This is a genomic window from Streptomyces sp. NPDC101490, from assembly GCF_044767145.1.
In the GTDB taxonomy this organism is placed as follows: domain Bacteria; phylum Actinomycetota; class Actinomycetes; order Streptomycetales; family Streptomycetaceae; genus Streptomyces.
The window spans coordinates 1-15297 of the sequence record NZ_JBIWNI010000045.1 but is presented as its reverse complement, the minus strand read 5'-3'; the positions used below and the strand labels follow the sequence as shown (position 1 = coordinate 15297).

The 15297-nt window shown below is 68.0% G+C and carries 12 protein-coding genes and 1 pseudogene; 10 read left to right on the top strand and 3 right to left on the bottom strand.

Annotation, left to right across the window (positions count from 1 at the left end):
- The first annotated feature begins 135 nt into the window (after positions 1–135).
- From ACIRQY_RS35260 to ACIRQY_RS35245, 4 genes are all read left to right on the top strand, one after another.
- Positions 136–522 carry a transposase family protein gene (locus tag ACIRQY_RS35260; protein WP_403932844.1) on the top strand — a complete coding sequence of 129 codons (387 nt, stop codon included), beginning with the start codon at positions 136–138 and terminating at the stop codon, positions 520–522.
- Positions 459–1088, top strand: coding sequence for a transposase family protein (locus tag ACIRQY_RS35255; RefSeq protein ID WP_403932841.1), 630 nt, complete (start codon positions 459–461; stop codon positions 1086–1088). Before ACIRQY_RS35260 ends, ACIRQY_RS35255 begins: the two co-directional genes overlap by 64 nt.
- 490 nt (positions 1089–1578) lie before the next feature.
- Positions 1579–8880, top strand: coding sequence for a polymorphic toxin type 27 domain-containing protein (locus tag ACIRQY_RS35250; RefSeq protein ID WP_403932838.1), 7302 nt, complete (start codon positions 1579–1581; stop codon positions 8878–8880).
- A gap of 13 nt (positions 8881–8893) precedes the next feature.
- Complete coding sequence (locus ACIRQY_RS35245) at positions 8894–9307, top strand: hypothetical protein (RefSeq protein ID WP_403932835.1); 414 nt, start codon at positions 8894–8896, stop codon at positions 9305–9307.
- A 65-nt stretch (positions 9308–9372) separates the two neighbouring features.
- On the opposite strand, the gene ACIRQY_RS35240 is transcribed toward ACIRQY_RS35245, so the two are convergent.
- Positions 9373–10095, bottom strand: coding sequence for a hypothetical protein (locus tag ACIRQY_RS35240; protein ID WP_403932832.1), 723 nt, complete (start codon positions 10093–10095; stop codon positions 9373–9375).
- 514 nt (positions 10096–10609) lie between these two features.
- Between ACIRQY_RS35240 and ACIRQY_RS35235 the strand changes: the two genes are divergently transcribed.
- Positions 10610–10768 (top strand): hypothetical protein, encoded by a 159-nt coding sequence (locus ACIRQY_RS35235; protein WP_403932829.1) that lies wholly within the window; start codon positions 10610–10612, stop codon positions 10766–10768.
- On the opposite strand, the gene ACIRQY_RS35230 is transcribed toward ACIRQY_RS35235, so the two are convergent.
- Positions 10750–11394 (bottom strand): hypothetical protein, encoded by a 645-nt coding sequence (locus ACIRQY_RS35230; RefSeq protein WP_403932826.1) that lies wholly within the window; start codon positions 11392–11394, stop codon positions 10750–10752. The two genes, ACIRQY_RS35235 and ACIRQY_RS35230, sit on opposite strands and share 19 nt — an antisense overlap.
- A 299-nt stretch (positions 11395–11693) precedes the next feature.
- Positions 11694–11846, bottom strand: a complete 153-nt coding sequence (locus ACIRQY_RS35225) for a hypothetical protein (RefSeq protein ID WP_403932824.1) — start codon at positions 11844–11846, stop codon at positions 11694–11696.
- Between the two features lie 34 nt (positions 11847–11880).
- Between ACIRQY_RS35225 and ACIRQY_RS35220 the strand changes: the two are divergent.
- From ACIRQY_RS35220 to ACIRQY_RS35200, 5 genes and pseudogenes are all read left to right on the top strand, one after another.
- A pseudogene (locus ACIRQY_RS35220) lies at positions 11881–12198 on the top strand (transposase); the annotation flags it as partial.
- Positions 12199–12230: 32 nt separating this feature from the next.
- The gene (locus tag ACIRQY_RS35215) at positions 12231–12401 is read left to right on the top strand and encodes a hypothetical protein (RefSeq protein ID WP_403932821.1); all 171 of its coding nucleotides are present in this window, start codon (positions 12231–12233) and stop codon (positions 12399–12401) included.
- A gap of 234 nt (positions 12402–12635) precedes the next feature.
- On the top strand, positions 12636–13997 hold the full coding sequence (locus tag ACIRQY_RS35210; protein ID WP_403932818.1) for a hypothetical protein: 1362 nt from the start codon (positions 12636–12638) through the stop codon (positions 13995–13997).
- A gap of 97 nt (positions 13998–14094) precedes the next feature.
- Positions 14095–14295, top strand: coding sequence for a hypothetical protein (locus ACIRQY_RS35205; protein WP_403932815.1), 201 nt, complete (start codon positions 14095–14097; stop codon positions 14293–14295).
- Between the two features lie 134 nt (positions 14296–14429).
- The gene (locus ACIRQY_RS35200; protein WP_403932812.1) at positions 14430–15014 is read left to right on the top strand and encodes a hypothetical protein; all 585 of its coding nucleotides are present in this window, start codon (positions 14430–14432) and stop codon (positions 15012–15014) included.
- Positions 15015–15297 lie beyond the last annotated feature (283 nt).

Here is a 15297-nt window from a genome sequence, read left to right as displayed (position 1 = left end):
GCTCGCCAACCGCTACCGTGCCGGAGTCGTCCTGGCCTCCCTGATGCTCTGGCTCCGCGAACCGGCCAGGTGATCATTTATCAGACAGGCCTTAGCGAGCTCGTGCACGGTAAGCGGTGAGGCGTCGAACCACGGATGGTCGATCATGGATGGGTGGTCGGGACCGTGACTCGTGCAGCGATCGTCAGCAGCCGTCGCATCACGGGCCTGTCGGCCAATGTGATCGCTGAACTCGTTGCGGAGCTGGGCCCGTTGTGGCATGAGCGTCACCAGGCCAAGCTGACCTCTCGGCCGCGGAAGCGGGGGGTGGGTGCTGGCGCGAAGCACCGGCTGGTGTTCGTAGACCGGCTCCTGGCCACGCTCATCCATCTCCGTCACGGAGTCACCCATGACGTACTGGCCTGCTGGTCGATGTCGACCGTTCCACCATCACCCGGGCCATCGGTGAGGTACGGCCGTTGCTCGCCGAGCGGGGCTGCACGACCAGCCCTGGCGTCCGGCTGCGGACCCTGGCCGAAGTGATCGACCACCTCGGCTCCTGCGGGCAGACCGGCATCATCGACGGCACCGAGATCCGGGTCCGCCGCCCGGCCGCCGGACGCAAGGACCGGGACAAGTTCATCTCCGGCAAGAACAAGCAGAACGCCGTCAAGGCCATGGTCCTCACCGACCAGAACGGAAGGATGCTGTTCAGCAGCCCGGCCACACCAGGCAGCTGCGCGGACATCACCCACGCCCGGCAATTAGGGCTGGTCAAGCTCCTGGCCGACGGCCCAGCGGTCGAGATCCTCGCCGACGCCGGCTACCAGGGCCTCGGAGCACAGACCGGTGGACGCGTGGTGACACCACCGCACCGCAAGTTCAAGAAGAACGCCCCCGACAGGTACGAGGAGATGCATGAGCGACAGCGCAAGGCACACTCCTCACGCCGTATCCGGGTCGAGCACGGCATCGCCCACCTGAAAAACTGGCGGGCCCTGGCCCGCCACCTCGGCCGCCGCGACCACATCAGCGACATGGTTCAGACCGTCGCCAGCCTGCTCTCCCACCAGCAGACCGCAGACCTGAACCCACGACGCCAGGGATGAGCACGAGGCCCACCAAAGCCTTCGACGCCACACCACTTACCGTGCACGAGCTCGCTGGTCGGGAAGTGCCGGAGCTTCTCGCGATACGAGACGGCTGCCTCTGACAACCGATCACCTCCTACGTGTTCTACGCCAGGTAACAAGATGATCAACTCGCAGATGGCTTTGTCCGCTGTGGGTTCCAGTGTGCGGTTGGTGAAGATTATTGATCTTCACTTGCGGAGTGTTGCGTGACATCGTCGGAGGGTAAGCGGCGGCGCTGGTTCATGGGGGCGGCCACGCTGATGGATGCCATACGAGGCAGGGGGCTGCGGGCGAGCCGTCCAGTTTGGCATGCCCATGGATGACGCTGTCGAAGAATCGACAGATTGTCAGGCACACCATGTCATTGTTCAGAGACGTCGGCAGACGCCGACGTCGCATACGGTCGACTGTCACCAAGGCCACCAGTACGACGGCGCTCGTTACCGCCGCCGCCGTACTCGCAAGCGTGATCCAGGCTACTCCGGCCTTCGCCGACCCGGTGCCCGAGGAGGACACCGGGCTCATCCGGAACAGTATCGGCGAGGACGTGCGGCGCGACCGCTGTCTCACCGGGGTCGCGCTGCATGTAGGCGGTCCCGCGATGAAGGCCAAAGCCATCGAGGGCCTGACCGGCACCGGCGCGCAGCTCCGCGAGATCGTCGGCAGTGTCGGCTGGATCGGTTCCGGCCCCCTGGGGCAGTCCAGTAGCGCCGATTCTGAGGCGGCGACCGCCTACAGCAATGCCATCATGCAGCGCAAAACAGAACTCGACGCGGCCAACAAACCCTATGTCGAATCCGCGTGGGACAGCGATGCCATGGAGTGGCACGCGCCCGTGTTCGGCGCGGACGTGAACTACTTCACCGCGATCGCGCAGGTCCGGCTGGCTTCCCCGCTCGGGTGGGACGGACACAGCAAGGCCAGCGCGGAAGCAGTAGCCCGGGTCAAGACGATTTCCGACGAGCTCAGAGGAAAGGACACCTGGCACGACTTCGCCGCGACCCAGATGCTGTGGGACGTCGACTGGAACTCCTCGGGCGGAACCACATCCAGCGACATCGCGACCTACCTGCGGCGGGGCGGTTTCGCTACCAAAGAACCGGTGAAGGACTCCGCCGAGTACCGGGTCGAGGTCGAGGACCTCAAGCAAGCCTGGGCCGGCTGTGACTGGCAGAACCCGGTCGACCCGCGGCGCATGCTCAACACCCCAGTGATGAGCGCAATGGTCGAGTGGGAACTGGAGTATGCCGGGCAGGCCACCCAACGTGCCACGATCATCCAGGCCGAGGCGGACGCTGCTGCGGCGACCCACGCAGCCACCACCGACATGGTCGAGGCCATCCGGCAAGCGTGGCTCGCCGAGCAGATCCTGACCTGGCGCAAGTACTGGGTGGACGCTCTTGCCGGTTGGCCTGAGCACCCCGATCAGCCCGACCAGGCGTTGTACGACAAGGCCACGGCCGACCTGGCCCAGGCCCGCACCAACACGACCACTCGGGTCGTCTCGGCCAAGGCACATGCCGCCAAAGCTGCTACAGCAGCGCAGAAGGCCGCAGCCGCACAGCGGGCAGCCTGGGCCATCGCCGACCAAACCCACGTGCCGCGCGGACGGGGTCTGATGTACGCGCAGCAGTCGGTCCAGGTGGCCCGCGCCTCTGCAGCCGCCGCCGAGGCCGCCGCGAAGGCGACCGAGACGGCCCGGAGCGCCGCGGACGCGACGATCGCCGATGCAGACGCGTTGCTCGCGAAGGCGCAGACGGAGTCGCACGCGATCAGCACGGAGTTCCGTCGGGTCGCCGCAGAAGAGGCTGCCGCTCAGGCGAAGGCCGCCTCGGACAGTGCCGAGGCGAACGCCACTGCCGCCGCGGACAGCGCTGCGACCGCGAAGTCCGCGCGTGCAACCGCCGAGCAGAAGCGGGACAAGGCCAAGGTGGCCGCCGAGACGTCCGCTTCCGAGCGGGCGAAGGCGCAGGCTGAGCAGGCCACCGCTGTCGCCTCTCGGGCCAAGGCTGCCACTGAGCGGACCAAGGCTAAGGACGCTGAGGTTCGGGCCACGACGCAGCAGGTGACGGCGAAGTCTGCGGACACGGCTGCGGGATCGGCGACAGCCGATGCGACGGCGAAGCGGAAAGTCGCCGACGAGAGGGCGGAGTCCGCGCAGGCTGCCCGTGAGAAGGCGATCGCGGCTCTTCGGGCGAAGCAGGCCGCCGCAGCCCGTGCCGCCGCTCTCGAAGCCGCAGCTACCGCAGCCGAAGGCAGTGCCGCAGCCGCCGAGACTCGTACGGCTGCCATCACCGCCCGTACGGCGGCGAGCCAGGCCGTCCAGGCAGCGACCACCGCGCAGACTGCCGCTGACCAGGCAACCACCTCTGCCGTTGCCGCGCGGACCTCCGCCACCACGGCGGAGGGTGCCGCCGAGCGGGCTCAGGCCAACGCAAGTGCCGCCTGGTCGGCATACTGGACTTCCCTGGGCGCGGCTTCCACGGCGCACGCCGCAGCGGCCGTCGCGCTGGATGCCTCACAGGATGCCGCAATCCGTGCGGACAACGCGGCCACGGCCTCGGAGAACGCCACTGAACTCGCCAAGAAGGCCGGGCAGGAGGCCGTAGCCGCCGGTACGAGCGCTGCCGAGGCGGTGAAGTCTGCCGCGACGGTCGTGGGGCGTGCCTACGCAGCGGGGCAGGCCTCGCTCGCGGCTCGTGACGCTTCGAAGGCAGCGATCGCCGCCTCCAGCGAAGCCGTTGCAGCGGGCAGCCCGTACCGTGAGACGGACAGTTCGGCAGCTTTCGCCGTGCTTGTCGGTCAGTCGTCGAAGACGATCGCTGAGCAGCAAGCGGCCGCCTCCGAGGCCAAGGCAGCCGAGGCCGTCGCCGCCGCAGGGGTGGCTGAGGAAGCCGCCTCGCAGGCTACAGGCGCCGCGAAGCTCGCCGCCGAGGCAGCCGCCCGTGCAGCTAGTGACTCGGTGCGCGCCGTGGAGGCAGTCACCCGCGCCCAGGTAGCCGCCGCCGACGCGGCCAATGCTGAGAAGGATGCGAAGGCAGCCTCCGACGCAGCTGTCGGCCACTCCCAGCAGGCCGAGGACGATGCCGTGGGCGCGCGTCTCACCGCGGACGAGGTGGGGAGCATCGCCTCCGAGGCGGACCGTGAGGCTACGGCCGCCGAGCGGCATGCCTCAGAGGCGAATGAGAAGGCCGGCCGGTCCTCTGAGGCTGCCGAGGAGGCCGCGCGTAGAGCGGCCGAGGCAGAGAAGGAGGCCAAGGACGCCGAGTCGAAGGCCAGCGACGCAGAGGGTAACAGCTCCGCCGCAGAGGCGGCCGCAAAGAAGGCTGAGCAGGAGCAGCGGGAGAAGAACGAGGCCGCGCACGAGGAGGCACTCACCGAGGGCGTCACGCCCATCAAGGGCGGTGCCTCCAACTGGCCGGTGCTCGGTCAGCGTGAGGAGCAGATCCTGCTCGATGCCTGTGGTCAGACCTGCGTCGACGACTACAGGAAGGGCCTTGCGGCCGTCTCCGTGAACGTCGTCGAGTGGGCCACCGCGAACGGCGGGCAGATCCTCTTCGAACAACTCGACGCCGCCAAGGTCAAGGGATGCCTGGCTGGCTATGACATCGAGGACTGCCTCTGGGAACTGGTCGATATCCCGTCGTCCGCTGTGATCGTGGGCCGTATGCCCGCGCTCGCGCTGGCAATCGAGAAGGTCGCCGACGGTATCCGGCAGATCTTTGTCGATGCCGACAACGCGCTGCGCCGGCTCAACGAGCTGACCGCTGTCATCCGTGACGTCCGCTCCACCCCGCGCCTCAACCGGTGCCTCGCGGGGGTCGCCCTGCACGCGGGCGGCGCGAAGATGAAGGCCAAGGCCATAGAGGGCCTGACTGGCACCAACGGCCAACTGAACGCCGTCATAGGCGACGTCGGCTGGATCGGCTTCATGCCCCTGGGCCAGGCCCGTGACCTTGATGAGGATGCAGGCTACGCCTACATGGACGCGGCCGCAGCCCGCAAAGCTCTCCTGGAGGACGCCAACCGGCCATACGCGATGAGCTCGCTGGGAGGCGGGCTGGATCTGCACGCACCGAAGTTCAGCGCGGACGTTCTTGGCTTCACCCTCGCCACGCAGGCCAAGCTCTCCCACCGCCTCGGCTGGGACGCGCACACCAACGCCAGCGCCGAGTCGATAGCTAAGGCCCGGCAGCTCACCGAGCAGAACCGCGGCAAGGACAGCTGGGACGACTTCGCCGCCGACTTCATGTTCCAGTACGTGAGCGAAACCCGGTACTCGGGTGGTACCACTTCCGCCGACATCGCCACTTACCTGCGGCACGGCGGCTTCCTCGACAAGAAGATAGCCGAAGGCACCCCCGAGTTTCGCATCGAGGTCGAGAACCTCAAGCAGGCGTGGGCCACGTGCAACCACAGCGATCCGGTGGACCCGCGCAACGCCCTGAGCGAGGCCGTTTCCCAGGCCTCGGCCGAGTGGGAGGCGGAGTATGCCGGTCAGACCGCCCCGCGCGCGGTCATCATGCAGGCGGAGGCCGACGCCGCCGCAGCGACCCGGGCCACCGCCGACCACATGGTCGAGGCCATCGGCCAGGCGTGGCGCGCAGACCAGATCCTGCGCTGGCAGAAGTACTGGCACGACCTACTCGAAGGCGACCCGGACCACCCCGCCAAGCCGAAGCAGGCCCTCTTCGACAAGGCGAAGACGGACCTGGCGAACGCCCGGGGCAGGATCCAGGCGCTGAGCACCAAGGCCAAAGAGCAGGCCGCCCTGGCCACCGCTGCCTCGCAGCGCGCGGTGACCGGCCAGCAGCAGGCCTGGGCGATCGCGGACGCCACTGAGGTGCCGCGCGGCCGGGGCCTGATGTACGCCCAGCAGTCGGTGCAGGTCGCCCGCGCTTCCGGCGCGGCTGCCACGGCCGCCGCGAAGGCGACGGAGACAGCGCTGAACGCGGCCAATGCCACTGTGTTGACGTCGGAGGCGCTCCTCGCCCTGGCGAAGACCGAGGCGCACGCGGTGAAAACCGAGTTCCGCCGCATCGCCGCCCAGGAGGCCGCCGCCCAGGCGAAGGCCGCTGCGGACAGCGCGGACGCCTACGCGGCCTCGGCCGCGGCGAACGCAGAGAAGGCCAAGAAGGCCAAGGAAACCGCCCTGGCGAAGGAGGAGCAGGCCCGTCAGGCCGCGGCGAACGCGCAGTCGCAGCGCGCCGTGGCCGAGCTGGAACGCGCCAACGCGGCGGCCTACCGGGCCACCGCCGAGCGCGAGCGGGACAAGGCGAAGGGACACGAAGCCGACGCCGTCGCCCAGGGCCGGATCGCCAGCGAGGCCCGCACGTCGGCAGAGGCCGCAGGATCCATGGCCTCGTCCAAAAAGACCGTCGCCGAGCAGTCGGAACGCGACGCTGTCGCAGCCCGCGACAAGGCCCTTGAGGCCGAACAGCGACGGGACTCGCTGAGCGCCAAGGCAGCGGCCCTGGAGGCCCACGCCGCGGCCGTTGACGGTACGGACGCGGCCGAGGCCGCCCGCACTGCCGCCACCAACGCCCGTGCTGCCGCCAACACGGCGACCACGGCGGCCACCAACGCGCGCGCGTCGGCGACCGCGGCGACGACCGCGGCCGTCAACGCCCGTGACGCGGCCACCAAGGCTCAGGGCTCCGCGTCCCGCGCCAAGGCCGCTTCCGACAGTGCCTGGTCCTCGTACATGGTCGCGGCAGGTTCCGCGGCAGCGGCACACGCAGCGGCGGCCGAGGCCATCGACGCCTCACAGGCGGCGGCGGCCGACGCCAAGGGCGCCAAGGAGCAGTCCGAGAAGGCCACTGCGGCGGCCAAGACCGCCAAAACGGAGGCGGCGGCGGCCCGCAGTGAGGCACTGCAGACCGCGGCGTGGGCGGCGACCACCGCTGGCAAGGCCCTCGCGGCCGTGCAGGCCTCGCTAGCGGCCCGTGACTCCGCGAAGGCGGTCATCAGCCCGGCCAACGAGGCGATCGCCCTCGGCGGCCCGTACCAGGAGACCGACAGCTCCGCAGCGTTCGCGGTGCTGACGGGACAGCAGTTCCTGACGATCTCACAGCAACAGGCAGCGGCAGCAGCCGCCACCGCGAACATGGCCCAGGCCTTCTCCACCGAGGCGAAAGCCCTCGCCGAACAGGCCGCAGCGGACATGAAGGCCGCAGCGCAGGCCTCTGCGGCAGCGGCGACCGATGCGGTCCGTGCCGCCAACGCGTACCAGCGGGCCCAGGCCTCGGCCACCCAGGCCGCGAAGGACGCCAAGGAAGCGCAGGCGTCAGCGAACCGGGCTGACGGATACGCCCAGTCTGCTGGCAACGACGCCATGGCGTCGTCATGGGCAGCGACCGACGCCGAGCAGGACGCGATTGCCGCGGAGGCGGCCGCCACCGAGGCGGAGAAGGATGCTTCCTCGGCTCGTGCCGCCGCCACCCAGGCAGAGACCGACGCCTCCTCGGCTCGTGCCGCCGCCATCCAGGCAGAGACCGACGCGGCAACGGCGGAGGAAGCTGCCGCCGGAGCGAGAGAGGCAGCGGAGAAGGCCCAGGCTGCCGCGGACCGAACGGAGAGCAGCGGCAACAACGAGCAGATCTCTCTGGGCGTCACCACCGGGATCGGCGGAGTGTGGGCGGTCCTCGACCACATCGAATACATCGGCGAACCGAAGAATGTCGTCAAGGACAACTGCAACCCGATTGTCCACATCGGCGACTGCACGGTCACGGCCGACGTCACGTTCAAGTCGCACGTCGACCTGTTCATGTGCATGGCGTCGCCGGAGTCCTACTCAGGGGCGTGCCCGAGCGCGGACACGGTTTACCTCGGCCTCGAGGTCTCGGAGGCCAAGACCGAGCGGATGTCGTACACGCTGACGATGGCCGAGTTCAACGAGGGCATCAATCCGGTCGACATCCTGCTTGGCGACTTCATCGGCTGCGCCAAGCTCATCACGCCGGGCCTGTCGGGCGGCAGCTGGGGCGACTGCGCCTGGGCAGCCAGCTGGTTCGTCGCGGGCGCGGTCTTCAGGTCGGCGAAGGCCGCGGTGACGGCGTTGGACGCCGCCCTCAAGACGGGCGTTGGGTTCGGGGACGCCTTCATGGTGCTCCGTACCATCGGCCTGACCGAGGCCGCTGTCCAGGGCATCGCCAGCCGGATCCTCCGGATGGCTGGCGAGGCGTGCGAGACGGCGAACATCGCGACCTTCAAGCTCGCGGCGGCCGACTCCGACCCCATCGTCAAGAAGTGCGCCGAGATCCTCCACGACATCGTGAAGGATGGCGACCACATTGTCCTAGGAGTCAACGGCGGCCCGAACAGGCCCGGCTCAGACAACCTGGCCAAGGCCATCGACGGAGACACCTTCAACAACAAGATGTTCGGTACCGAACTGCCAGCGAGCATGGGCATGGGTGAACGCGCCCTGTGGACGGTGGGCGTCGAGCGAGCGGTGGCCAACCCCAACGTCAAGATCTCGGTGTCCCTGGACGGTGTCGAGGGCGCCAGGAACGCCGACGAGGCATTGAGCATGCTCCTGGCGCGAGGAGAGACGATCCAGAACAGCTCCTGGAATGTGATCCAGTCCTCAGGCCACGGAACCGCATGGGAGATGATCAAGCTCCGTACAGCCGTCCGGCGGGAGCAGCGCACCTGGAAGTCCATCGAATGGCACATGTATAACCCCGAAAAGAAGATGTACGAGCGTGTCTACCCCAGCCGCTTCACCTACCCCAACGGCTCGCTTGTGCCCGAGGAATTCTGAGGAGACGGAGAACATGACAGATTTCGTCAGGGAAGGGCGACTCTTCAGGGTGAGCGGGTTCAATCCCTCACACCGCCAGCTCTTTCTGACCAGTGAGGCCCTATTTGAGGACCGGACCACAACTAGGATCGAGGTCTACATCGGACATGTGGAACTGATGTTCCTCAAGCCCTTCTACGAGAACGGTCTCCACATTCGGCAGGCGACCGCCGCCGAGTTCGCCGTGCTCGGCGAACGGCACGGCATTCCGGCGGAGGACGCCGCCTACACCTGGATGCTGGAGCGAGACGGCGGCAGCTTCGTCGTCGGGGCTCACCCGTCATGGCGGGAGGCGGAGTACGAGCTGATGGGCGACCGGACGTCGTTGTACGACGCGAGCAAGCCCTGGCCGCCGGAGTTCCCGTTCGAATCGGGGCACGTCGGCTGAGTGAAGGTGAAGGGGCCTCCCCGGTGCGCTGCCACCGGGGAGGCCCCTTCGTTTCGCGTTCCCGCTCAGAGCCGGTCGAGCTGGGCCTTCACCACCGCTTCCGGGATCGCCGCCTTCTTGGCGTCCAACATGTTCACGCCGTAGAACGCGGCGATCACGCCGCCGTCGCGGACGACGGTGTACGTCATGGGGACCTTCTGCTTTCCGATGTCGCCGGTGATCCGGTACGCGACGGCCTCGTCGCCCAACTTCGGCGCCGGAAGGTTCTCGACCTTGCCATAGGTTAGGCCAAGCGTCTTGAAGCCCTTGGGGCACTCGGTGACAGCGGTACGGAGGTCCCTCATGACCTGGGTGGCGTTCGCCTCCGAGTGTGAGGCGAGCCACATGGAGCCGACGGTTGCGTTGCTCGCCTCGCCGGGCTGGAGGGAGCGATGGACCGTGCTCACGGCGGGGATGTGCGTGAAGCCGCCGATGAGACTGGCGAGCGGCTGGCAGGCCTTCTTGTCGGATTCCATGCCACGCCCGGCCTCGACCTCCGCCTTGGCGATCTTCTTGGCGTCGAAGCCGTCAGTCTTCCCGATGATGGCGGCCTTTTCAAGGGCCTTTCCGTCGAACGCCCCTAGGCGCTTCGCCTCAGCAGCCTCTTTCTCCTCGGCGCTCTGCTGGCCCTTCGCGCTCACATTCGGCTTCTTGGATTCGGAATCCGAGGATTCTCCGCTGCATGCGGACATGACGAGCAGGGCCGGTATCACGGCGGCGATCGGAAGGGCGGCCTTGCGCAGTTTCATAGTAGTTCCCGGCATCTCTCGCTGGCGAAGAATAAGCAGAATGATCTTACTGGCGGCAGCAAGGTGTCCTCATTACGTTTTGACCTCGACTCAACCAGTTCCGGACATGTCCGTCAGAGCAGCGAGCTCCTTCTGCCCCGAGCCTTGCCCCGGCCAGCGCCTGGCACACCGTCACGGCCGTCGACACTCCTGTCGACAGCGTGGCATCCACTGCGACCTGTGCTGGCGATGCACCCTGCTCGTCACCTTGTGGTTCGACACGTCGAACTCCCCCGAAACGCAACGCCGTTGCGGCACTCCTGAGCAGGCCTCGGCCTGGCTTCGGATTGCTCAGCCACCAGCGTCAGGCAGGAATACTGCACGGCTCGAATGACGCTCCCCGCCAGCTGGGGCCTCCGCCTGGACTGCGGAGCGCCGCCAGCGCTACGCCAACGACCTCGATTTCGACCGCGCGTTCGTCGCGGTCACCGCGAAGACGAACAGGGCGAAGGCCGACCGGGACCCCGCCGAGTGGATGCCGCCGGCCGCCTCCGCGACGTGCACCTATCTCGCCGATTGGGTCGTGGTGAAGCTCCGCTGGCGGCTCGCCGCGGATGAGGCCGAGGTGGCCGCGCTCACCCGCCACGCTGCCGACTGCTCCGGCACCACCGTCACCTACCAGCCCGCCCCCTGACTCGGCGCACCGGTGAGCAGGTCGTAGTGGCGGAGGCGGGCCCGGGCCGCCTCCTCGGTCAGGCCGAGGGCCTCGGCGGTGCGGGGCATCACGCCGCTGCGGTCCTCGTGGGCGAGGACGCGGGCGGCCACTGGGGCGTGCGCGGCGATGATCTCCTCCAGCTCGCCGGCCGCCCGCAGCACGAGCGCGGCTTCCCTGGCGTCGGCGAGCTGGCCGATCCGTGCCTTGGCCGAAGTCAGCAGCAGGGCCAGATCGTCGGGGAGCTGTACCGTGCGGGCGGCGACGTCGTCGAGGTGGACGGACCAGTCGCCGTGCGGGCCGGAGACGAAGTCGGCCAGGTCCTCGTCCTCGGCCTCGTCCGTGGGGGCGGTCTCCCAGTCGATCCGGTACGTCGCCGTGGCGCGCCAGCCGCATGCGCACCGTCCCCTCATCGAGGCCGCGAGCGGCCGGGCGCGACTGCCGTCGTACAGCCACCACGCCGTCGACGAATGGACCGTGGCCCCGCTGCCCAGGTCGATGTACACGGGCCCGGGCTCGCTGCCGTCCGCCAGCAGTACCCCGACGCCCCCGACGTGGGACTCGCAGCCCTCTCGCTGCCATCCGTCCCCCTCCAGCTCCGCGAGCATCTGATTCCCCTTCCGTCGCGACCTCGCGGCGCCTGTGCTGCCGCTCTGGTTCCACGATGCAGACGGCCGGGCGCGCCCCGCAGCAAATTTCGGCATATTCCAGAGGCACTTGTAGTGCGGAGGTGATCCGCGCCCCCGCAGTCGGTCGCCGCCGGCGTGATCCGGTGTCCGTATCCCATCGGCTGGAGCGGTCGACGGGGCCGTGGCCCAGGACGGCGTACCCGCAGGTGATCACCAGGGGTAGCGCGCGCCGATGCCGTTCACGGCGGCGAGGGGATGGCGGTGCAGGCCGCTCAAGTTCACGCGCCGGAGGCCTTCCCGGTGAGCTTGGGGAAGGTGTCCTCCCATGCCTTCCGCAAGTACCTGCTGACCAGGGTGCGCGGGACGGCCCACTGGTTGAGGAGCCGGACCAGGTCGTCGCGCTGTCTTTTGGCCAGGACGGTGCGGTTCATGCCCATCCGCAGGCGGGGCCGGCCCGGGGCCGTTGTGGTGATCGCCGCCTATGCCCAGCTCTGGCTCGCTCGTCCATTGGCCACGGATCTCCGACGCCCCTGGGAGAGACCGGCTCCGCTGAACAGGCTCACACCCGCCCGCGTCCGCAGAGGGTTCAGAAACCTCTACACAAAGACCGGCTCGCCAGCCGGTGCACCGAAACCCTCTCACCCTGGCCCCGGTCGACCGCTCGGCTCGAAGAACCGCTATCCGGCGATCCGCCATGACGTGGGACGCGTCCTCGCCACCGGCGAGGCATACAGCCGTCCCACCCACCACAAGGCTGGCACCAAACCCCGCAGAACAGGCTGACGAGCAACACAGAGGACCAGCACACTGAGCGCATGCGCTACGAGGAGAGAGCCAAGCTCACGGTCGTGAAAGTCCTGGTCCCGCTGGCCGTCCTTGTCGCCTCGCCAGTGCTGCTGATGGCTGGAGCGCCGATCCGCCGCCGCTATCTCCGCTACGTCTACCGCGATGAGGCCACGCAAATCCTGGACAAGGAGCGAGGTTAGGTCAGCGCCCACTACTTCGTGGCCACCGACCCACTCCTGCAGTGGCTCTGCTGGCCCACAGAATCACTCGCCCGTCTCATCGAGCGCCGAGGTTAAACGACAAGCTCACAGCCATACCCGGAACCCCTGGGCTTCCCTGATCCTACGAATGATCAGATCCGACCCGCTTGAAAGGCAGGACAAGCTAAGGACCGATGGAAGGCTGGCACGCAGCGGTCCGACTAGGTTGAGCGCATGACAAGCCTTGATCACCCCCAACTCTCCGGGTTGGGGCGGAACCCGTCGGCTCCTCAAGATGTCCTGGTACGTCTGGCTACACACGAGGCTGGCCGACACGGCATATCGCAGCGTCGGGGGCGGCTGGAGGACGCCGTTGTCGATGCTCTGCTGACGCAGGGCGACTGCAACACCGCTGTGGCCCTTCACGGGGACCGGATCTCCCCGGAGATGCGCCGAAGGATTGCCGAGCATCCCGATCCGGCGATCCGCAACGCGTTCACAGACTTTGTCCGCGACATGGTTGACCGCAAGGTGCAGATCGGCATCGAAGCCCTAGAGGAAGCCTATGGTCAGCCGCGGATGATGCTCGCCAGCGCGCCGAGTCCGAGCCTGCGTGCCGCGGTCGCACGAGCTTGGTACGACCGGCCTCTCACCGTGCAAGTGGGACTACTCGCTGACCCGGATCCGCAGGTCCGTGCAGCCGCCACCGAGCACAGGAATCCGGGTGTCACGCCTGAGTGGAAGGAGCGTTGCCTTGCCGACCCCGCGGTGCGCACCAGCGTGGCACGCTATGTCCCACTCACATCGGAGCAGTTTGCGCAACTCATGCGGCACGAGGAAGAAGAGCTCTATCAGGCTGTCGCCGGTAACCCTCATCTATCGGCAGAGATGGTTGCCCAGCTCCTGGGCATCGACGACCCGCTCGTGCGGGTCGCGGTTGCGCAGAGTCGGCATGTGGACGCCGAAACCCGGGAGCGACTGTATGCGCTCGTAGAAGCCGAACGCGCGGACGGAAGCATCGAGGCGGAGGTGGCTCTGAGCTGGAACTTCGCCGAACCGGACTGGCTGCGCGAGGCGCCTCTCGATGAGCAGATGTCCTACCTGGACTGCCAGTCCACACCATTCCGGCGCGTACTGGCCTCCTGTCACGACCTGCCTGAAGAGGCATGGCGTCAGCTGGACAGCGACCCGGAACTCGCAGTTCGCCGTGCTGCCGCCCGTCGGTCGAACACACCACCGGAGGTTCTGGAAAGGCTGGTCCGCGCTCACGGTGACGTATCGCACATCCGACCGCTGCTCGTCGACCACCCCAACTTCCCTCGTGACGTGCTGCGCACGTTCGTCGACGAGCCAAGCTCGAACGTGCGCTACCTCGCCCTGGAGGACCCGGAACTGCCCCTGCCGTACCTTCAGCAGCTCGCCGCCGCTACCGAGCCCTTCCTGCGCCGCGGGGTCGCCCGTCACCCCAACGTCACGGACGTGTTGCTGGAGCGACTGCTGGGTGACCCGGACCCCCAGGTAGCCGACGACGCCGCTGCCAACCCTGTACTGCGGCCGACCCAGATGTATCGGATCCTTACCGCTGCTGGCTTGTGACCCCACGAGAGGCCCAGGCCCCCAGGTCTTCCCAGTCCTCTCGGAGGCGGCGGTGCAGGGTCGGTGGTCGGCCGTCGGCGGGGGCGCGCTTGAGGCTGTGCAGCTTGGCGGTGGCAGCGTCGAGGCTGACCTGGAGCCCTTCGACCTCGCCGAGCCAGCCATTGCCGCGGGCTTCGCGGATGCGTTCGCGGAGGTTGTGGATGATCTCGATGAGCCGTTCTCACTGGCGAGGGTCGATTTGCAGGACGGGGCAGCGGATGCAGGCTTATCCGAACTAGCCCGGCTGACGGCTCGGTGAGCAGGACCGCAGTCGAGTTGCTGAAAGCAGTGGGCAGAAATCTTGGCGTCCGAAAGCATCCGGGCGTGTCACGCCGCCGGGAACCGCTGGGGCTCTCATGAACAGGTCGTCCGAGAGAGGAGACAATGCAGCATATGGATGACGCGTTCACACTCCTTCGGCAGGCCGTCGATCTCCTGCCCGAGGACGCCGTGGCTGAGAACGGCCAGACGGTCGGGGATGTTCGCGAGGACGTCAGGCGCCAGGAGTGGGAGATGGTGCTCGGCGTGCTTGAAGAGATCGGGGATGCCCACCCCGTGTCTGCGGACTTCTGGGAGCTTCTCGCCGAAGCCGCTCGGCAGATGATGCTCGACCGCAGCCGGCGTTGGTGTGAGTGGCGGGGCTGGGAAGTCCAGCACGGCACTATCCGGGCAACGTTGAGCCTGATGGATGGCGAAGAGGGCGGACGTCGAACTGCCTTTTCTGGGGATGGTCGGCTCAGGCCGATGTGGGACATCGGCAATCGCACCGCTGGCGGAGAACGAGAGCTGAGCATCGCAAGGCTGTGGGTGGAGTTCGGACCGCAGCTCGGTCCTGGGGAGACAGCCGACGTTCGCCTGGCTCCCCTGCAGCCCGGGCAGTGGCAGCATCTGAAGCCCGGTGATGTGATCTTTATGCACGAGGCCCAACCTGTCGCCGGCATCGCCGAGATCATCGAGGTACTGCCGCCTCGCGTTTGAGGCAACTGGGCCGGACAGGTGCGAAATGGCAGCGGGGATGGCCCTCAGCCAAGGTCGGGGCGTGCGGTGAGTCGGCCAGCGCTGGTGCGGAAGCCGGGCATGCCGAGGTGGACGGTGGACGGCTGGGCTGCCCGATCGCGCATGGCCTCCAACTTCTCGGGTCCGCGACGGTCCCGCCGACCTGGTCAGCGGCCTCGGAGGCCGTCTCCTGCCCGCCGTCCGCGAGCCCGGACCCGGCGGACCGGCGACGGCGGAGCGCTTGGTCGGAGCACATGATCAGACG